This is a genomic window from Acuticoccus yangtzensis (assembly GCF_001927245.1).
Lineage (GTDB): Bacteria > Pseudomonadota > Alphaproteobacteria > Rhizobiales > Amorphaceae > Acuticoccus > Acuticoccus yangtzensis.
In genome coordinates this window covers 44,328-64,543 of record NZ_MJUX01000010.1, presented here as the reverse complement: position 1 = coordinate 64,543, position 20,216 = coordinate 44,328, and the positions used below count along the sequence as shown (strand labels likewise).

Genomic DNA, 20,216 nt, shown 5'->3' with positions numbered 1-20,216 from the left:
CGGGCGAGCACGGGGAGGACGAGGTCTTGACGCCGCCACACTCCTTCTCAGCCTGCCGATGGGTTCCATGCTTCTTACGCATGGAACCCTGCCTGCCGGCGAGGCGGGGGAGCGCGAGGGGGAACTCCCTCGCATCGGCGGTCCCCCCGGCACAGCGCTCGAGTGACGCGAAGACAGTGCCGCAAGCTCACCCCGCCCGGCGCCGTGCGACCTCTTTCTGCATCCGATTGCCGAGGTGGGCGGAGAGATCGCCGCCGGACCAGCGCGTGCCGTCGTCGGTGAGGACGGAGCGGCGGCGGGGGGCGTCGGCCTGCCAGCGCTGCCGGCCGAGGGTGGCCTTGTGCCGGGCGCCGTGGGCGAGGCGTTCCACCAGCTCTTGCGTCAATTCGGGCAGGTCCGTGGGGCGGGCGGGATCCACCAGGATGCCACTCGACAGGTGGCCTATGGTTTCGGCGGCGGCGCCGATGCGGGGGGCGACGACGATCTGGCCGCGGCCCATGGCGGCGCGCACGGTGTGGTCGATGCCGGGTTCGGGCGCGGCGAAGACGAAGAGGGCGCCGTCCTTCATGCCGCCGGGGGCCGCGGCTTCGTCCGGGGTGAGGACGGTGAGGTCGCCGATGCCGAGGATGCGGCACTGCTGGGCGACGCTGGCGGCGGTCGGCAGCGTGTCCCCGCCGGCATCGACGAAGACCGCGCTCCAGTCGGCCGGAGCGACGGCGCGATGGGGGATCGAGGCGGGCGGCTCGGGCCAATAATCGAACACGGCGGAGCGGCATTCGGCGGCCTGCAGCGCCTCGTGCAGGCGGCGCGAAAGGGTGAGGAAGCGCGCCGATCCGGTGAACATCTGCCAATAGGCGGCGGGGCGCTGGCGGGCGGAGGGGACGATGACCGCAGGCCCGAGGCCGAAGGCGAGGAGGCGGGCGGCGACGTCCTCGGTGCGCCAGAAGAGGGTGAGGGCGGGCTCTTCCCCATCGCCTGGAGGGGCGAGGAGGGCGGCGATCTCGGCGAGGCGTTCGGGCGCGGCATCGAGACGGCCAAGGTCCACCTCGATGCGGCGCACCTCACCTGTTTCGCCGAGCGCGGTGCCCTCTCCGGCACGCTCGGGGGCAAGCTCGGAGGCGAGCCCGGCGAGGTCGGGGGCGAGGATGTTGGGATCGGCGGCGAGGCCGGCGGCGGGTTCGACGACGAGGATCATCGGGCCTCCTCCATGGGCGAGGCCGCCGCGCCGGTGGCGGGGGCAGCAGGGGCGGGGGCGGCGGACGCGGGTGTCACGATCATCCTCTCCAGCGCCAGGCCGAGGCTGCGCGGGTCGGACGGCGGCTCGGCGAGGGCCGATACGGTGAGGGTCAGGCGGTTCTCCCCGGCGGCGTTCCAATGGGGGCCGACCTTGGCGCGCAGGTCGGTCCGTCCGGACAGGGGGGCGGTGGCGAGAGGTTCGCCGTTCAGCGCCAGGGTGAGGGTCTGCCCGCCGGGAAGGACGGGGTTGGGATGGGCGACGACGACGATCTCGCGCGCAGGGCCGGACGCGGTGAAGGCGATCTCGGCCGATTTGACCAGGGACCAGACGTGCGTGGCTTCGAGGTCGGCCCAGCCGAAGGCGAGGAGGGCGGCGCTGTCAGGCTGGCGTGTGGAGGAGAAGACGGTTTCGCCGAAGGGGAGCGGCGGGGCGGGGAGGGCGGTGAAGGGCTCGAAGGCGGCGCGCTCCAGGCGCAGGCTGGCATAGCGCCCGCCCGCCTCGTCGAGGACGGCGCCGTGGCGTGTTTCCACCTGCACGGCGGTGCCCGGCGGCAGCAGGGCGGAGAGGGGGAGGGTGACGGCGAAGGCGCCGCGAGGGAGGCGGCGGGATGCGATCTCCTCGCCGGCGGTGCGAAGGGTGATGGTCTGCTCGCCGAAGGGGGTTTCGCCGGCGAGGGTGAGGGCTTTGGCGCGGCTGCCGCGCGGGGTGAGGAGGGTGAAGCCGGCTCCGGCGCACCATGATCCGTCCTGGCTGGACCCGTCCTGACCGCTCCCGTTCCGGCTGGCGCCGTCCGGCGCGGCGCTCTGCGGCCCGGCCTTGTCCCGGTCCGTTGGACGCACGGTGCCGGGCGCATCCAGCAGGCCGGCGATGACGGCGCCCATGGCGGGGGTGGTCAGCGGGAAGGCGGGCGGCGTCTCCTCGGGAAAGAAGTAGCGGTCGACGCGGGCCGGGTGGTCGCTGAAGCGGCGGTAGAGGGCGGCGAATTCCAGCCGGCAGCGCAGGTTGCGCCGGGCCGACAGGCCGCCCCCGGCATAGATCGCCACCGGCTCGTCGACATAGTGGAAGCTGGCGCCCGAGGCGAAGGCGTCGAACAGGAAGGCGTGGTCGGCGCAGATCTCGAACAGGGTGTCGTAGCCCTTGGCCTGGAGGAGGCGGGTGCGGGTGAAGGTGGCCTGGTGGGCGGGGATGGCCGACTGCCAGGCGGGCGACAGGCGGCCTTCCTTCAGCGTGGCGGCGAGTTCGGCCATGTCGCCGGCTCGGGTGAGGGTGGTGCGCCCGCCGGCGGCATAGAGGTGGTCGCCGTAGATGATGTCCGGATCGCCGATGCGCCGGGCCCAGACGGCGGACAGGGTGTCCTCTGCGAGAAAGCGGTCGCCGGCATTCATGAACAGCACGTAGTCGCCGGTGGCGTGGGCGAGGGCGGCGTTCATGGCGTAGAAGATGCCGGCGTCGAACACCTCTGCGACGACGTCGACGGCGTCTTTGTAGCGGGCGATGACCTCGGGGGTGGCGTCGGTGCTGGTGCCGTCGACGAGGATGGTCTGAACGGCCTCGAAATCCTGGGCGAGGATGCTTTCCAGGGTGGCGGGCAGGGTGTCCGCCGCGTCGAGCGCGACGGTGATGATCGAAAAGCTCATGTCTCCCCTCGGGCCGGCTGCCGTGTGGACGTGGTTCTGGGTTGTTCAACGCGGGGACGCTGAGGCTGCCGGCGGCTCCTTTTAACATGCCATTGTGGACGAGGCGCCCGCCCCGTGTCCCTGCCTTATCCCGTGTCCCCTTCGGATGCGCTCTTCCCCGCCGGATCCCCGCATGGGCGATGACCACGGGACTTGCCCGCATGGGCGGTGACCGTGGGCTTGCCCGCATGGGCGATGACCACGGGTCTTGCCCGCATGAGCGGTGACCGTGGGGCTTGCCCGTATGGGCGATGGCCGTGGGGCTCGGCCCGCATGGGCGGTGACCGCGGGACATGCCCGCATGGGCGATGACCGCGGGGCTTCGCCCGCATGGGTGATGACCGCGGGGCTTGCCCGCATGGGTGATGACCGCGGGACTTGCCCGCATGGGCGATGACCGCGGAGCTTGCCCGCATGGGCGATGACCGCGGAGCTTGTCCGCATGGGCGATGACCGCGGGCTTGCCCGCATGGGCGATGACCGCGGGGCTTGCCCCGCATCGGCGGTGACCGTGGGGCTTGCCCGCATGGGCGATGACCGTGGGGCTTGCCCGCATGGGTGATGACCGCGGACTTGGCCCGCATCGGCGGTGACCGTGGGGCTTGGCCCGCATGGGCGATGGCCGCGAGGCTTGGCCCGTATGGGCGATGGCCGCGGGGCTTGCCTCGCATGGGCGGTGATCGCGGGACTTGCCCGCATGGGCGGTGACCGTGGGGCTTGGCCTGCATGGGCGATAGCCGTGGGGCTCGGCCTGCATGGGTGATGGCCGTGGGGCTTGACCCGCATGGGCGATGACCGCGGGGCTTGCCTGCATGGGCGATGACCGTGGGCTTGCTCCGCACGGCCAATTCGGCCACGGACAGGCAGGTGCGGCGGTCCTCCTCAGGCGGACGGCGCCGTGATCCGACAGGGCAACCGGCCGGCGAGGCCCGAACGAGGCCCGAGGCCAGGAGCAAGTGTGAGCGCCGATCGACCCGACACCGCACGAGGCGGCCTCTCGCCAGAGGACCTCGCGACCCTCGCCGCCCATTTCGACGCGGACTTCTACCTTGCCGAGAACCCGGACGTCGCCGCGGCGGGCATGGACCCCCTCACCCATTATGTGCGCTTCGGCGAGGCGGAGGGGCGCGCCCCCCGCGCCGACTTCAACCCCGCGCGCTACAGGCTGCGCTATCCGCACCTCGTGACCGGTGGGGACGCCGGGAAAGCCAGCGTGCCAGATAACGGCGCATCAGGCAGCGGCGCGTCAGGCAACGGCGGGGCGGACAGCAGCGGAACGAGCAGCGGCACGGCAGGCAGCGAGACGGCAGGCAGCAGCGGAACGGACAGCGGCGCGTCAGACAACGGGCCGGGCAGCAGCACGCCGGGCAGCGGGACGGGTGAGGGGGAGGCGGTGAAAAACCTCTTCCTCCACTACGTCACCGTGGGGGCGGCGGCGGGCTACGCGGCGGACCTTGCGACCGGGCGCCGGGCGCAGGAGGCGCTGGTGGCGCGGCACATGGACGAGGCGGCCTATCTCCTCGCCCACCCGGAGGCGGCGACGCACGACGGCGGTCCCGCGCGGCATTATCTCACGATCGGCGAGGCGGCCGGAGCCTCGCCGCGCGCCGACTTCGACCCCGCCTTCTACCGCGCCGCCTATCCCGACATCGCCAAGGCGCCGTTCAACCTCTTCTGGCACTATCTGACCGCCGGACTGATCGAAGGGCGAGCGGGACGCGAAGGGGCCGCTCGCACAAGTCCCATCCGGCGCGCCGCCGAAGAGGCCGCCATCGCGCCATTTTTCGACACCGCCTTCTACCTCGCCGCCCACCCGGAGGCGGCGGCGCACGAGGGCGGCCCCATCCGGCATTATCTGGAGGCCGGGGAGGCGGCGGGGTTCGCCCCGTCCGCCGATTTCGACCCGCTCTTCTACCGCGCCGACAACCCGAATCTGGCGCACGCCCCCTTCAACCTCTTCTGGCATTTTACGGCGATCGGCCTCTTCCAGGGCCGCAAGGGGCGCGCGTCGACGACCCCCCTCTATACCCCGGACGGCGTCCCGGCCGAGCTCGACCCCGCCACCGACGAGGCGCGGCTGATCGAGGCGCTCGGCCCCTTCATCGACCCGGCCGGCTATGTCGCGATGTATCCGGACGTCGCCGCGGCGGGGTTCGATGCGGTGCTTCATTATGTGCGCCATGGCGAGGGGGAGGGGCGGCAGCCGGTGAAGGGGTTCGACCCCGTCCTCTACCGCGCCGCCTTCCCGGAACTCGCCGGGGCGCGCTTCAACCTCTTCTGGCACTTCATCGCCCATGCGGGGCCGGAGGGCTTTGCCGATCCGCAAGCGCTCGCCCGCAGCACCGAGGAGTTCGCGCGGCGCCAGGCGGAAGCGCGGGTGCCGGTGGAAGCGCCCGTCGTCGCCCCCTTCTTCGACGCTGATTTTTATTGCGCCACCTATCCGGAGGCGGCCGCGAGCGGGCTCGATCCTCTGACCCATTATCTCACCATCGGCGAGCGGGCGGGCTTGCGGCCGGAGCCGGGCTTCGACCCCGTCTTCTATCGCCGCTCCAACCCGGACCTCGCGGGCCACGCCTTCGGCGCCTTCTGGCACTACCATGCCCACGGCAAGGCCGAGCTTCGAAACCCCGACGCCTACTATGCGCGGGCGGCGGGGGCGGACCTCCTCGTCAGCGCCATCGTGCCGAACTTCAACCACGCGCGCTTTCTGGAAGAGCGCATCGCCTCGATCGAAGGTCAGACCTACCCGCATCTGGAGATCGTCATCCTCGACGACGCGTCCACCGACGACAGCCGGGAGGTGATCGAGCGGCTGGCGGCGGGCTGTTCGCGCCCGGTGCGCACGGCCTTCAACGCCGCCAATGCGGGCAACGTCTTCGCCCAGTGGGAGAAGGGGGTGGGCCTTGCCCGGGGCGACCTCGTGTGGATCTGCGAGAGCGACGATTTCTGCGAGCCGGACTTCGCCGAGAAGCTGGTGCGCCACTTCCGCGACGAGAGCGTGACGATGGCGTTCGGGCGGATCGAGTTCGCGGCCGCGGACGGCGCGCCGATGGGGGGGATGGACGGGCTGAGGGCGAGCGCCGAGCCGCTCGACTGGTCGGCGATGGTGAAGCGTCCCGCGGCGGCGTGGTTCGCGGCCGCGTTCGGCGTGCGCAACGTGATGGCCAACGTGGGCGGGACGATGTTCCGCCGCCAAAGCCTTCCCGCCGCGGTGTGGGAGCGGGCGAAGACCTTCAAGATCGCCGGCGACTGGTACCTTTATAGCCGCATCGCCGGCGGCGGGCAGATCGTCTACGAGCCGCAGGCCGTCGCCTATTTCCGCCAGCACGGCAGCAACACCTCCGCGTCCAACTTCACCAAGCCTTATTATTGGGGCGAATATGGGCGGATCATGCCGGCGCTGTGCGAGATGTGGGACATTCCCGCCGCGACGCGCCGGCGTTTCCTCGACATCGTGCGGGCCGAGTTCGCCCACTTCGGCATGGACGAGACCCACGTCTTCGAGGAGCTCGTCCCGGTGGAGGCGATCATGGCGGCGCCGCGGGCGATGCGGCATCTGCAGATCGGCTTCCTCGGCTTCCATTCGGGGGGCGGGGAGGTGTTCGCGATCCGCCTCGCCGCGCTGATGGCGGAGCGCGGCCTCACCGTGTCGCTGCTGGCGCAGAACCTGTCGGAGGTGCAGCCGGAGATGCGGGAGATGCTGCCGGCGGGGATCCCCGTCTACGACATCGCCGACATGGCGATGATGGGGCGCGACGCCTATCTCGCCGCGGCGGAGATCGACATCGTCCACACCCATGTGAACGCGATCGACAGCTCCTTCTTCAGCCTCGATTTCTCGCTGCAGGCGGCGCCTTATGTGGTGACCTTGCACGGCTCGCACGACTTTCTGGACCTCTCCGATCACAAGGTGGCGGCCTATGTGGAGGCGCTCGGAAACAACGCCTCGGCGGTCGTCTACACGGCGGACAAGAACCTCTCCCTCTTCCGCCACGGCGGTTTTCCGCGCGACAGGCTCTTCAAGGTCGGCAACGCGCTGACGCGGGACACGGCGCCGTTCGAGAGGACGCGGGCGGAGATGGGGATCGGCCGGGACGCCGTCGTCTTCACCTTCGTGGCGCGGGGGATCGAGCGGAAGGGGTGGCGTGTCGCGGTGATGGCCTTCAGGGCGCTGAAGGCGGCGCATCCGGGCAAGGCGATGCATCTCCTCCTGGTCGGCAACGGCGAGAAGGCGGAGGAGGCGGAGGCGCTGGCGGGGGATCTGGCCGGCGACGGTGTGACCTTCCTCGGCTACCAGTCGCGGGTGAACGGCATCTACGCGCTGTCGGACGTCGCCATCCTGCCGACGCGTTATCCGGGCGAATCGGCGCCGCTCTGTCTGATCCAGGCGGCGCAGGAGGGGCTGGCGATCATCGCGAGCGACATCGGCGAGATCGCCAACATGCTGGCGCTGGACGAGGGGCCGGGCGGGGCGCTGATCCGGGTGCAGCGGGACACGGAGGCCTTCGCCGCGGACGTGGCGCGGGCGATGGGCGAGATGCTGGACCCGGCGGTGCGGGCCGACTTCGCCCGGCGCGGGGCGAAGGTGGCGGACAAGTTCAGCCCGGACCTGATGGCGGACGCCTATCTCGACATCTACGGTTTCGCCGCGCGGCGGCACAAGGCCGAGGTGGCGCGCCGTTCCGCCTCGTCCGCTGCCGCCTCGTCCTCCTCCGCCTCGCCCCGCCCGACCTCACCCGCCTCCTGACCGCCGGACCCGCCCCGATGACCCGCACGCTTCTCTTTCATTCCGGCATGCCGAAGACCGGGACGACGTCGATCCAGAACGCCTGCCACGCGGCGCGGGGGGATCTTCTGGCGCTGGACAGGATCCTTTATCCGGGCCTTGCGGCGAACCACACCAACCCGGTGTGCACGCTCTTCATGGACGATCCGGCGCGGCACATCTCCAACAAGATGGCGAACATCCAGACGGCGGAGGCGCTGACGGGGCTTCAGGCGCGTTACCGGGCCGAGCTCGTCCACGAGCTGGAGCGGGACGACTGGGACACGCTGGTGATCTCGGCGGAGGGTGCGGCGAACCTGTCGCGCGGCGAGCTCGGCGCGTTGCGGGACTGGTTCGGTCTCTATGTGGACCGGATCGAGGTGATTTATTATCTGCGCGAGCCGATCGGCTACACGGCCAGCGTGACGCAGCAGCTTCTGAAGGGCGGGATGGTGCTGGCCGATCTCTACGCCAAGCCGGAGCTTCCGAACTGGAAGGGGCGTCTTGCCAACGCGATCGCGGTGTTCGGGCGGGACCATGTGAGGATCCGCGATTTCGGGGCGGGGACGAAGGCGGAGGGCGGCTTGGTGGCCGACTTCTGCGACACCTTGGGGTTCAGCGCGGCGGCGAAGGCGGCGGTTCTGGCGCATGAGAAAAGGGACAACGAGTCCCTTTCCATGGAGGCGGCGGAGATGTTGTCAGCGCTGAACACGTTGCGGCCGATGTTCGGGCCCGAGGGTCGTTCGGCGCGGCGCACGGGGCGCGAGACGCTGACGTTCGAGCAGCTTCCGGGGCAAAAGTTCACGCTGCCTCTCCCGGTCCGCCGGACGGTGCACGAGAGGACGCGCCCGGACGTCGCGTTCGTGAACGAGACCTTCGGCACGTCCCTGTTCGACACGCCGCCCCCGGAGGGATCGGACGCCCCTCCCGCGGCCGGCCCCGGCACGCCGGCCTTCGAGGCGACGGTTCTTCTGGTGTCGGATCTTCTGAACGCCAACGAGGCGCTGCGGGCGTGCCTCCAGGCGCGTCACATGGCGGACGGGAAGAACCTCGACGGGGCGCGGTCGCGTCTGGCCTATGCCGAGGGCCTGTGCCCTGACGATCCGGTGGTGACGACGGAGGCCGACCGGATCCGCAGAAGGTACAAGCTTTAGGCAGGGAAGTCGAAGACCCTGAGGAGCGCGTCCTGGTCCTTGACCAGGCACCCCACGGCCTTGGCGTATTGGGCGGCCTTGGCGTATTGGGCACCGTCCTTGTCGGCGAACACCCGCGATCGCGGCCTCGGCGCTCGCCCGGTCGGGCGCATCCCGAACCTCGACGAGGTCGGCTTGAGCACGCTGCGGTGCAGCCGGTTGCAGCGGCAGGGGCCGGCGCACGGATCCATCCCTCCCATCCGTTGCCCTCTCCGCCGAGAGCGCCTCCACGGCGGCAATGCTCGTTTGATTTGGTGACCGCGGGCCGATAGCGTCGTCCGGCTCGGCGGCACAATCGCTGATGAGCTCTCGACACCCACCCTTGCGCCGAAGGCCCTCATGCCCCGTCTCTACGAGTCCCGCAAACGCATCCTCGTCACAGGCGGCGCCGGCTTCCTCGGCTCGCACCTGACCGACAAACTGTTGGCGGAGGGTCACGAGGTGCTGGCCGTCGACAACCTCTTCACCGGCACGAAGCGCAACATCGACCACCTCCACAACGAACCCCGCTTCGAGTTCCTGCGGCACGACATCACCTTCCCGCTCTATGTGGAGGTGGACGAGATCTACAACCTCGCCTGCCCGGCCTCGCCGATCCACTACCAGCACGACCCGGTGCAGACGACGAAGACCTCCGTCATCGGCGCGATCAACATGCTGGGCCTTGCCAAGCGGGTGAAGGCGAAGATCTTCCAGGCTTCCACCAGCGAGGTCTATGGCGACCCCTCGGTCCATCCGCAGCCCGAGGAATATTGGGGCAACGTCAACACCATCGGCCCGCGCTCCTGCTACGACGAGGGGAAGCGCTGCGCCGAGACGCTGTTCTTCGACTATCACCGCCAGCATGGGCTTCAGATCAAGGTGGCGCGCATCTTCAACACCTACGGGCCGCGGATGCACCATGCGGACGGGCGCGTCGTCTCCAACTTCGTCGTCCAGGCGCTGACGGGCGAGCCGATCACCATCTACGGGGACGGCTCGCAGACGCGCTCCTTCTGCTATGTCGACGATCTCATCGACGGGTTCGTCCGCCTGATGGACACCGGCCCCGAGGTCACCGGGCCGATCAACATCGGCAACCCCGGCGAGTTCACCATCCGCGAGCTCGCCGAAAAGACGATCGCGAAGACGGGCGCCCGCTCCGAGCTCGTCCAGATGCCGCTGCCGCAGGACGACCCCAAGCAGCGCCGCCCCGACATCACCAAGGCCAAGGCGCTTCTCGGCTGGACGCCCAAGGTGGCGCTGGACGACGGTCTCGACCACACGATCGGCTACTTCCGCAAGCTGGTCGGCGAGCTGGAGCTGATCTGACCGCAGCGCAGACGAGGAGCGTGGCGCACCCCCCGAAACCGCCACTTTTCAGTACGGCTCCGCACGATGCCGGGCCATCGCGGCCGGCCGAGGAACGCGGCGGGGTCAAGTTGCCGCCCGGACCCGCGCGCAAGGCCGCCCTCTTCTGGGCGGGCGAGCACGGGGAGGACGGCGGCTTGACGCCGCTGCGGTCCGACCGAGCCTTGCAGCGTGTCGGTACGGTCGTCTTGCGACCGGACTGACACCTGCCCGCCGGCGAGGCAGGGGGAGCGCGAGGGGGGAACGCCCTCGCAGCGGCGGCGCCCCCTTCGAACAGCGCTCGGGCCGCGCTCCATCAAAGCCGCCCTTCCTCACCCGCCCTTCACCTCTCACGCGCCTCACCCCGGCCGCACATAGTCCATCCCCGCCAGCACCTCGCGCACGCTCTCCAGCACGGCGCCGATGGCCGGGTTCGGCGGACCCTCCGCGTATTTCGCCGCGATGGTCACGTCCTGCAGTGCGGGATCGGTTCGCAGCACCCTGACGCGCCCCGCCGCCACCGCCGCCTCGGCCATCTTCACCGGATAGATCCCCGCCGCCGCGCCGGTCTCGATGATGTGCGCCTGAAGCGCGACGCTGGAACACGTCACCAGCCGCTCAGGCCGCGCCCCCGCCGCGCCGAACCAGCCGATCGTCTGCCGGTAGCTCGCCGTGTTCGGCGGGTTCACGATCACCGGCCGCGCGGCGAGATCGGCCGGCCGCACCACCTGTGGCAGATCCCACCCCGCCGCCGCGACCCATCCCACCTCCTGCACCCCGAAGGGGAGGATCGTGAATCCCGGCGCCGCAGCCGGGCTCACCAGAACGGCAAGGTCGAGATTGGTCTTGTGCAGCTCGGTCTCCAACGTCATCGACGTCGCCACCACGAGGTCCGGCTGCAGCCGCGGATAGTGCCCCGTCAGCCGCTCCAGGATCTGCGACAGGCACACCATCGCGAACCCCTCCGCCACGCCGATGCGCACAGGACCGGCGACGCCGCCGCCCTCGCCGTGCCGCGCCATCCTCTCGATGCCGAGGAGCACCCCTTGCGCCTCCGGCATCAGCTCGCGCGCCACCGGCGTCAGCCTCACCCCGCGGCCGGAGCGGTCGAACAGCGGCTTGCCGATCGCCTCTTCAAGTCCTTTCAGCCGCAGCGAAATCGTCGGCTGGGCCAGGTTCAGCTGCTTCGCCGCCCGCTCCACCGACCCCAGAGCCGCCGTCCAGTGGAACGCTTCGAGCTGCGCGATGGTGATCCGACTCATTGAAAATCCTGATCATTGGGGCGCAGATAATCTCATTGGAGGCAAAAATCACAATGAAATAAACACCCCTCACCCATCATTTGAGGAGGCATCGTGGGAACGGCCGACCGGATCGTGCGGATCGAAGGATTTGCACTCAGCTGCGCCATGCCGCGCGAAGCGGGCAACGCAACCCGCACCTTCACCGAGCGGCGCAGTCTCCTCGTTCGGCTCACCACCGCCGGCGGCCTCAGCGGCTGGGGCGAGACCTGGGCCTTCGCCGACGCTTCGGCCGCCTTCATCCGCTCCGTCCTCGCCCCCACCGTGCTCGGCGCCGACATCACCGCCCCGCGCGCGCTGCAGGCGGCCATGCTGCGCCGCGTCGTGCCGGACCGGCGCGGCCAGGCCCACATGGCGCTCAGCGCCATCGACATCGCCGCGTGGGACGCCTTCGGCCGGGCCTGCGGCCAGTCCATCGCCGGGCTCCTCGGCGGCCGCCTGAGGGACAGCGTCTCCACCTATGCGAGCGGCCCGCTGATGCCCGCAGGGGCCGATCGCTATGACGGCTTCGAGGAGGCCGTCACAGGCTTCGCGAAGGCGGGCTTCAAGGCGGTCAAGCTGAGGGTCGGCGTCGGCCCGGCGCGCGACGAGGCGGCGATCCGCACGGCGCGCACCATCCTGGGGCCGGACACCGACCTCATGATCGACCTCAACGAGGGCTCGACCGTCCACGACACGCTGGAGCTTGCCGCCCGCGTGTCCGACATCGGCCTCAGGTGGATCGAGGAGCCGGTGCCGCACGACGATCTTCCCGCCTATCGCGAGATCGCGGCGCGCCTGCCGGTCCCGCTCTCCGGCGGCGAATCCTTCTGCGGCGCGGGCGCCTTTCGCGAGGCGATCGCAACGCGCGCCCTCGCCATCGTCCAGCCGGACATCGCGCTCGCCGGCGGCATCACCGAGACGATGCGCATCGCCGGTCTGTGCGACGCCTTCGGCCTGCCGATGATCCCCCACGTCTGGGGCGCGGGGGTCAACTTCCTCGCCGGGCTGCAGATCGCCTCGCTGACGACGACGCCGCAGGGCGCGCGCCCTCTCCCCCTCTTCGAGTACGACACCAGCCACAACCCGCTGCGCGCCGCCGTGCTCGACCCCACACCCGGCGCCGACGGCACCATCCCCGTTCCGGACGGGCCGGGCCTCGGCCTCGCCATCGATCCCGAGGCGCTGGCGCCGTACGTCACCGACCACTGGTCGATCGAACAATAATCAGGGAAGGAAATCTGATGAAACATCTGCCGCTCGCCGCGCTCCTGGCGGCTGCCCCCCTCGCCTTCGTCGCAACCTTCGTCTCCCCGGCGATCGCCCAGGACACCACCCTCAGCCTCGGCTTCGTCGGCGGTCCCGCCGCGCCCGAAGCCATCGCCATGGGCCAGTTCGCCGAAGAGGTCGCCGAGAAGACCGGCGGGCGCATCGCCGTCCGGCTGTCCGGCGGCGGCGCTCTGGGCGGTGACCGCGAGGTCATCGAGGGCCTGCAGCTCGGCACCGTGGACATGACCGTGTCGTCCACCTCCATCGTCGCCAATTTCGTCCCCGAGCTGCGCGTCTTCGACATCCCCTTCCTGTTCCGCGACTTCGACCACGCCGAGGCCGTGTTGAACGGCGACATGGGCGAGGAGATCCTCGAGAGCATGCCGAGCAAGGGCCTCGTCGGCCTCGCCTTCGGCGGCATGGGCTTTCGCGAGCTGACCAACTCGGTCAAGCCGGTCGAGACCGTCGCCGACGTCGACGGCCTGAAGATCCGCACCCAGCAGAACGAGATGCACATCAAGGTGTGGGACGCGCTCGGCGTGCTGCCGACGCCGATGGCCATTCCCGAGGTCTATACCGCGCTGCAGCAGGGCGTGGTCGACGGCCAGGAGAATCCGATCGGCGCCATCGTCAACAACCGCTTCGGCGAAGTGCAGAAGTACGTCAGCCTCACCGACCACGCCTTCACCCCGCTCGTGGTGCTCATCTCGCCGATGGCCTGGGGCAGCCTCTCAGACGAGGATCAGGCGATCATCAGCGAAGCCGCCCACAACGCGATGACGCGCAACCGTGAAGAGGTCGAAAAGGCCATCGCGACCGGGCTCGACACCCTGCGCGGCCAGGGCATGACCGTGATCGAGACCGTCGACAAGCAGTCCTTCCAGGACGCCCTCGGCCCGGTCTTCGAGGATTTCGCGGCGGAATTCGGCGCCGAGACGCTCGACAAGATCCGCAACGCGCAATGAACGCTGCGCTGACGCACATCCGTCGCGGCGCGCTCGCCACCGAGCGCGCCGTCACGGTGACGGCGGTGGCACTCGGGTGCTTCTGCCTCGTCGCCGCCGTCGGCGTCGGCTTCTATCAGGTGTTGGCGCGCTTCGTTCTGTTCGTTCCGGCCTCATGGTCGGAGCCGTTCATTCAGAGCGCGCTGATCTGGATGACCTACCTTGCTTTGTGCGGGGCGATGCGCACCGGGACGCTGATCTCGGTCGACGCGCTGAAGAAGGCCACCACGGGGCACGCGCGGCACGTGCTGCGTCTCGCCGGCGCCGGGGCCATCCTCATCCTTTTGTGGATCCTTCTGTGGCAGGGCATCTCCATCGTCTGGCGCGTGCGCTTCCAGACCATCGCCGGGCTCGGCGTTCCGGCGTCATACGTCTACGCCGCGCTGCCGGCCGGTGCCGCCTTGTCGATCCTGGCCCTCGTCGCCCACGTCATCGACCCGCCCGCCGAGGAACCGGACGCGGACCCGTCCGCCCCCGGCGCCGCGCTTTAAGGACCCCGCCATGCTCGCTGCCATGATCATCGCCATGGTGGGGCTGATGCTGATCGCCGTTCCGGTGGCCGTCGCCATCGGCCTGTCCGGCGTCATCGGCACGCTGTTCACCGGCCTGCCCCTCATCGTCGTGCCCCAGCAGGCCTTCATCGCCCTCGACAAGTTCCCGCTGGCCGCCATCCCCTTCTTCATCCTCGCCGGCAACATCATGGCGGCGGGCGGCATCTCGTCCCGCCTCGTCGATCTCGTCGACAGCATCCTCGCCGACGTGCGCGGCGGCCTTCCCATCACCTGCGTGATGGTGTGCATGATCTTCGCCGCCGTCTCCGGCTCGTCCGTCGCCACCACCTTCGCGATCGGCGCCATCCTCATCCCGGCGATGACGCGGCAGAATTATCCCGTCGGTTTCGCGGCCTCCCTCCAGGCGACGTCGGCCGAGCTCGGCGTCCTGATCCCGCCGTCGATCCCGATGATCCTCTACGGCGTGTCGGCCCAGGCGCCCGTCGGCGACCTCTTCGTGGCCGGCCTCGGCCCCGGCGCGCTGATCGCCCTGGCGCTGACGGTCTACGTCATCGTCTGGACGCGCATCACCGGCCACACCCCGGCCGAGGACCTGCCCGTGAAGCCGTTCGGCCGCAGCCTGCGCCGGTCGCTGCTGGCGCTTCTGATGCCGGTCGTCATCCTCGGCGGCATCTATGGCGGCATCTTCACGCCGACCGAGGCCTCCGTCGTCGCCGTGGTCTATGCGCTGGTGGTGTCGATGCTGGTCTACCGCGAGCTGACCCTCATGGGGCTTCTGCGGGTGGTCCGCTCGTCCACCCTGTCGGCCGCCATCGTGATGTTCATCATCTCCATGGCCGGGCTCTTCTCCTTCGTCATCACCCGCGCCGGCATTCCGGCGATGATCGGCGGCTTCATCGTCGAGACCTTCGACGGGCCGGTGATGTTCCTCCTCGCCGTCAACGTGTTCCTCTTCCTGGTGGGCATGTTCGTGGAGACCGCGGCGTCGATCGTCGTCATCGCGCCGATCCTGGCGCCCGTCGCGATCCGCTTCGGCATCGACCCGGTGCACTTCGGTCTGGTGATGATCACCAACCTGGCGCTCGGCATGATCACGCCGCCGTTCGGCGTGAACCTCTTCGCCGCCGCCGCCGTGGCGAAGATCGGCCTGGAACAGATGATCCGCCACCTGTTGCCGCTGGTCGCCGTCATCATCGCCTGTCTGATGCTGGTGACCTACGTGCCGTGGATCACGTCGGCGCCGCTCGCTCTCATCGGGCGCTGAGGCGGGCGTTACGGGGATGTTTCGCGGGCGAAACATCGTGGCGCGGTTCTGGGGGTGAAAGGGCCTTAAGCTGAAGGGCCGGGGGCGCGCCGCGCTCCGGCCCTTTTGCGTAAGGGGCGCGCCTTCCCCGTTCGTGCGGCGCGCCGGTGCTTCCGGCGGGCTCCGGCTCGGCCAGGCCGCCCGTTGCGAACTGGGCACTTGGAACGTGAAGCGCCCCGCGGCTCAGGCGAACGGGGCCGCGAGGCGGCCGCGCTCAGGCTGACGGGGCCGCGGGGCGGCCGCGCTCAAGCTGACGGGGCCGCCGGGCGGCCGTGCCCAAGCGGACGGGGCCGCGGGGCGGCTGCGTTCAAGCTGATGGGACCGCGGGGCGGCCGCGCTCAGGCGGACGGGGCCGCGGGGCGGCCGCGTTTAAGCTGATGGGGCCGCGGGGCGGCTGCGTTTAAGCTGATGGGGCCGCGGGGCGGCCCCAATCGCGCCACAGCTTGGCGATCGCCGCATAATCCTCCTCGGCGTAGCCGGCGGCGACACCCAGCTCGTAGATGCTGTGGCAGGCCTGGATCGCGAACAGCGGAACGCCGCTCTTCTGGGCCAGCGTCAACGCCAGCTCGGAGTCCTTGCGGGCGGCGGCCAGCGGCATGCCGCCGGCATAATCGTCGTCCATCACGCGCTTGGCATAGCGGAAGGTGAGCGGCCGGTGCAGGCCCATCTCGGCGTCCGACAGGAGACCGACGAGCTTGTCGACCTCGACATCGTTGGCCATCGCCATCGATCCGGCCTCGGCGACCACCACCATCACCGCGTGGGCGACCGCGTTGTTGATGACCTTCGCCGCGGCCCCCGCCCCGAGCGCACCGAAACGGATCTGCTTGACGGCGATGGCGTCGAGCACCGGCTTGGCCTCGTCCATCGCCGCGTCGTCGCCGCCGAGAAGCAGCGTCGCCGTGCCCGCCGCCATCTGGCTCACCCCGGCGAGGATCGAGGCGTCGATCAGCCGGGCGGAGGTGCCTTCCAGCGCCTTCGCCTCGGCGCGCACGTCGTCCGGGTTCACCGTGCTGGTCTCGATCACCACCGCGCCGTCCGCCAGCTGCGGGGCGATGGCGGCGAGCACCGCGCGCGAGGCCGCGGGCGTCGGCAGGCACAGAACGACGAAGCGGCAGCCGGCGACGTCCGCCGGCCCCGTCATCGGCCGGGCGCCGAACGCCTCGGCCGCCGCCATGCGCTCCGGCGACAGGTCATAGACCACCGTCGGCAGCGCCTTCGCGATCCGCTCGGCCTGCACGAACCCCATGTTGCCCAGCCCGTAGACTGCCACCTTGTCGGTCATAACGTCTCTTCTTCTTGCCTGATGTGAGGGCCCGCGGGCCGCGTTACTTGGAGACGGGGAAGGGCGTCGTCTGCAGGCCGAAATAAAGGCTCTTCACCTGCGCATAGAGGCGCAGCCCGTCGAGCCCCTTCTCCCGTCCGATGCCGCTCGACTTGAAGCCGCCGAAGGGCGTCGAGGTGACGGACTGCTTGTAGGTGTTGACCCACACCGAGCCCGCCTCGAGCGCGCGGCCGAGGCGCCAGCCCTTGCGGAAGTCGCCGGTCCAGATGCCGCAGGCGAGGCCGAAGGCGGTGCCGTTGGCGAGCGCGATCAGCTCCGCCTCGTCGCTGAAGGGAAGCGCCACCAGGACCGGGCCGAACGCCTCCTCCTGACAGGTCAGGCTGTCGGGGGCGAGGCCGTCGATGACGGTCGGCAGATAGTAGGCGCCGGCCTCGTAGGCGGCTCCTTCCGGCCGGGCGCCGCCGGCGAGAACGCGCCCGCCCTCGCTGCGGGCCCGCGCCACGAAGGCCTCGACCCGCTCGCGGTGGTGGAACGAGGCGAGCGGCCCCATCTCCACGCCGTCCGCATCGGGCGCGGCGACGCGGATCGAGCGGGCCCGCTCGGCGACGCGCCCCAGCACCTCGTCATAGATCGACGCTTCGATGAAGACGCGCGAGCCGGCGACGCAGGACTGCCCCGCCGAGCCGAAGATGCCCGAGATGACGGCCGCGACGGCGAGGTCGAGATCCGCGTCGGCGCACACGATGTGGGGCGACTTGCCGCCGAGCTCCAGCGCCACCGGCGCGACGCGGTCCGCCGCCACCTTGCCGATGGCCCGGCCCGTCGCCGTGCCGCCGGTGAAGGAGATCATCGCCACGCCCGGGTGCGCCACCAGCGCCGCACCGATCGCAGCCCCCCGGCCCTGCACCACCTGGAGAAGCCCCTCCGGAAGCCCCGCCTCCAGCGCGATGCGCGCCAGCTCGGGCGCCAGAAGCGGCGCATCTTCGGACGGCTTCAGCAGCACCGCGTTGCCCGCCGCGAGCGCCGGGGCGACCTTCGTCGCGTCGTTCATGATCGGCGAGTTCCACGGCGTGATCGCCGCCACCACGCCGTAGGGCTCCAGCACCGTCATCGACACATAGGGGCCGCGCGGCGTCGTCACCTCGGTCTGCAGCGTCTCGCAGGCGGAGGCGTAGTAGCGAAAGGTGCCGACGGCATAGTCGACCATGCCCCGGCATTCCGAGAGCGGCTTGCCGTTGTCGCGCATCTGCAGCCGCGCCAGGCTTTCCTTTTCGGCCTCCAGCCGGTCGGAGATCGCCCGCAGCACCTCGGCCCGCTTGTGCGGCAGAAGATCCTTCCAACCGCTGTCCCGGAACGCGGCGGCGGCGGTCTCCACCATGCGGTCGAGCGCGGCGGGCGTGGTGACGGCGACGCTGCCGGCCTCGGCGCCCGTCGCGGGGTCGATGCTCGTCAGCCGTTCGGCGATGATGTGATCCATGAGGGGTCTCGGTCGTTGGGGACGCGCATGCCGCCCCGGTATCTGATGGGAAGGGAGCGGCGGCCCCCCGGCGCGGGGAGGACACGCCGGGGCCGCCGCTCCGCCGGTCGGACCGGCGGGCGTGCGCCGGCCACCGGATCTCGTCGCGCGTCGCCGCAGGGCGGCGCGCCTCGAAGGGTAGGGGTCAGGGGATCGGGGTCAGCAGGGCCCCGCCGTCCAGCACCGCCTCCGCGTTGGCGACGACGAGGTCGCCCATCGCCCGGCGGGTCTCTTGGGTGCAGCTGCCGTAGTGGGGTGTCAGCACCACCTGATCCATCGCCACCAGGGCGGCCGGGGCGGAGGGCTCTTCCTCGAACACGTCGAGCCCCGCACCGCCGAGCGTGCCGGCCTGGAGCGCTGCCACGAGCGCGGCCTGGTCGACCACCGAACCGCGCGCGATGTTGACGAGGATGCCGCGCGGCCCCAGCGCCTCCAGCACCGCGGCGTTCACCAGGCGATAGGTCGCCGGCCCGCCCGGACAGGCGACGACGAGGACGTCCGCCCATGTGGCGAGCCCCGCCAGGTCGTCGAAATAGATGCCCGGCGCATCCGCCTTGGGGCGCCGATTGTGGTAGCCGATGGGCATGTCGAATCCCGCCCCGCGGCGGGCGATCGCCTCGCCGATCCGGCCCATGCCGAGGATGCCGAGGCGCTTGCCGCTGACCTTGACCGTCTCGGGAAAGGCCCCGGATCGGCACCAGGAACCGGACCGGACATAGCGGTCCGCCTCGGCCAAGCGCCGCGCCGTTCCCAAGAGCAGCGCGAAGGCGAGATCGGCGACGCAGTCGTCGAGAACGCCCGGCGTATAGCTGACGCCGATGCCCATCTCGCGGGCCGCGCCCACGTCCAGCGTGTCGAACCCGACGCCCCAGCTGCACACCGCCTTCAGCGCCGGAAGCGCCGCCATCAGCTCGCGCGTCACGCCGCGCCGCACGGTGGTGACGAGCACCTTCGCGTCCGGCGCCAGGGCGGTGAGGTCGGCCGGGATCGGTGCACCGATGAGGTTCAGCACCTTGCGCCGCTCGGCCAAGGCCGCGTCGGCGGCCGCACCCACCGTGTCGATCTGAACGACGTCGTAGCCAGCCATGATCAGCCCGCGGCGGGGAGATAGTTGGCCGCCGCCGCCGCCTCGGCGAAGGGCTTGCCGGCGCGCACGCCCCCTTCCACCGCCTCATCCACCGCCAGCGCCTTCTCGGCCGCCGCCAGCACCTCGGCGATGCGCCCGCGCGGGATCACCACGATGCCGGTATCGTCCGCCACCACGAGGTCGCCCGCAGTGACGCGAATGCCGCCGACCAGAACGGAACCGCCCATCTCCACCAAAGACAGCCGCGTCTTGCCGGTGCGCGGGGTCACATGGCGCGTCGCCATCCACAGCCCGGTCGCCGCGATCTCATCGACATCGCGGCAGGCGCCGTCGATCACCACGCCGGTCGCGCCCTGCTTGGAGGCCGCGAGGGCGGCGATGCCGCCCATCGAGGAGACCACGGCCCCGTTGGAGGTGACCATCAACATCGTGCCCGGCCGCGCCGCGTCGACCAGCTTGCCGACGCCGAACTCGCTCCGGTCGAACTGGCCGAATTCGCCGGCGACCTGCTGCGCCGTGACCGCGAAACCGACCGCGCGGCCCTGTCCGCCGCGTTGCGTCAGCCCTTCCACGAGCCCGCCGAGGCCGAGTGAATCCATCGCATCCGACCAGGTGCTGCTGGCGATCTTGCCACAGCGCTCCAGCAGCGCCTCGTCCGACAGCCCATCCACTGCGCTCATTCCGCCCTCGCGTCGTTGTTGCCCGGCTCTGTGACCAGCCTGGTGGAAATTCTAGGCGCGGCGGTTATTAGATAAAAATA

14 protein-coding genes are annotated in these 20,216 nt (G+C 70.5%); 7 read left to right on the top strand and 7 right to left on the bottom strand.

What is annotated here, in order from left to right; translation table 11 throughout:
- Positions 1-187: 187 nt before the first annotated feature.
- Positions 188-1,195 carry a glycosyltransferase gene (locus tag BIX52_RS23980; RefSeq protein ID WP_075222826.1) on the bottom strand — a complete coding sequence of 336 codons (1,008 nt, stop codon included), beginning with the start codon at positions 1,193-1,195 and terminating at the stop codon, positions 188-190.
- A complete protein-coding gene (locus BIX52_RS19705) occupies positions 1,192-2,874 on the bottom strand; it encodes a glycosyltransferase (protein ID WP_075222825.1) in 1,683 nt (560 codons plus the stop codon). The genes BIX52_RS23980 and BIX52_RS19705 overlap by 4 nt, the downstream gene beginning before the upstream one ends.
- 997 nt (positions 2,875-3,871) lie before the next feature.
- On the opposite strand from BIX52_RS19705, the gene BIX52_RS19700 reads away from it, so the two are divergent.
- The 3 genes from BIX52_RS19700 (at position 3,872) to BIX52_RS19685 (ending at position 10,182) form a co-directional block, all read left to right on the top strand.
- On the top strand, positions 3,872-7,660 hold the full coding sequence (locus BIX52_RS19700; protein ID WP_075222824.1) for a glycosyltransferase: 3,789 nt from the start codon (positions 3,872-3,874) through the stop codon (positions 7,658-7,660).
- A 17-nt stretch (positions 7,661-7,677) separates the two neighbouring features.
- Positions 7,678-8,832 carry a hypothetical protein gene (locus tag BIX52_RS19695; protein ID WP_075222823.1) on the top strand — a complete coding sequence of 385 codons (1,155 nt, stop codon included), beginning with the start codon at positions 7,678-7,680 and terminating at the stop codon, positions 8,830-8,832.
- Positions 8,833-9,210: 378 nt separating this feature from the next.
- Entirely contained in the window at positions 9,211-10,182 is a 972-nt protein-coding gene (locus BIX52_RS19685) for a UDP-glucuronic acid decarboxylase family protein (RefSeq protein ID WP_075222821.1), read from the top strand.
- Positions 10,183-10,559: 377 nt separating this feature from the next.
- On the opposite strand, the gene BIX52_RS19680 is transcribed toward BIX52_RS19685, so the two are convergent.
- Positions 10,560-11,462 carry a LysR family transcriptional regulator gene (locus BIX52_RS19680; RefSeq protein ID WP_075222820.1) on the bottom strand — a complete coding sequence of 301 codons (903 nt, stop codon included), beginning with the start codon at positions 11,460-11,462 and terminating at the stop codon, positions 10,560-10,562.
- 93 nt (positions 11,463-11,555) lie between these two features.
- On the opposite strand from BIX52_RS19680, the gene BIX52_RS19675 reads away from it, so the two are divergent.
- The 4 genes from BIX52_RS19675 to BIX52_RS19660 are packed head-to-tail and all read left to right on the top strand — an operon-like array spanning position 11,556 to position 15,529.
- Positions 11,556-12,707, top strand: coding sequence for a mandelate racemase/muconate lactonizing enzyme family protein (locus BIX52_RS19675; RefSeq protein ID WP_083552278.1), 1,152 nt, complete (start codon positions 11,556-11,558; stop codon positions 12,705-12,707).
- A gap of 17 nt (positions 12,708-12,724) precedes the next feature.
- On the top strand, positions 12,725-13,714 hold the full coding sequence (locus BIX52_RS19670) for a DctP family TRAP transporter solute-binding subunit (RefSeq protein WP_083660561.1): 990 nt from the start codon (positions 12,725-12,727) through the stop codon (positions 13,712-13,714).
- The gene (locus BIX52_RS19665) at positions 13,711-14,244 is read left to right on the top strand and encodes a TRAP transporter small permease (RefSeq protein WP_075222819.1); all 534 of its coding nucleotides are present in this window, start codon (positions 13,711-13,713) and stop codon (positions 14,242-14,244) included. The genes BIX52_RS19670 and BIX52_RS19665 overlap by 4 nt, the downstream gene beginning before the upstream one ends.
- A 10-nt stretch (positions 14,245-14,254) precedes the next feature.
- Entirely contained in the window at positions 14,255-15,529 is a 1,275-nt protein-coding gene (locus BIX52_RS19660) for a TRAP transporter large permease (RefSeq protein ID WP_075222818.1), read from the top strand.
- Positions 15,530-15,968: 439 nt separating this feature from the next.
- On the opposite strand, the gene BIX52_RS19655 is transcribed toward BIX52_RS19660, so the two are convergent.
- The 4 genes from BIX52_RS19655 to BIX52_RS19640 form a co-directional block, all read right to left on the bottom strand.
- Complete coding sequence (locus BIX52_RS19655; RefSeq protein ID WP_075222817.1) at positions 15,969-16,853, bottom strand: NAD(P)-dependent oxidoreductase; 885 nt, start codon at positions 16,851-16,853, stop codon at positions 15,969-15,971.
- A 43-nt stretch (positions 16,854-16,896) separates the two neighbouring features.
- The gene (locus BIX52_RS19650) at positions 16,897-18,330 is read right to left on the bottom strand and encodes an aldehyde dehydrogenase (RefSeq protein WP_075222816.1); all 1,434 of its coding nucleotides are present in this window, start codon (positions 18,328-18,330) and stop codon (positions 16,897-16,899) included.
- A gap of 184 nt (positions 18,331-18,514) precedes the next feature.
- Entirely contained in the window at positions 18,515-19,456 is a 942-nt protein-coding gene (locus BIX52_RS19645; RefSeq protein WP_075222815.1) for a 2-hydroxyacid dehydrogenase, read from the bottom strand.
- A 2-nt stretch (positions 19,457-19,458) separates the two neighbouring features.
- Complete coding sequence (locus BIX52_RS19640; RefSeq protein WP_075222814.1) at positions 19,459-20,136, bottom strand: RraA family protein; 678 nt, start codon at positions 20,134-20,136, stop codon at positions 19,459-19,461.
- Between the last annotated feature and the right edge of the window lie 80 nt (positions 20,137-20,216).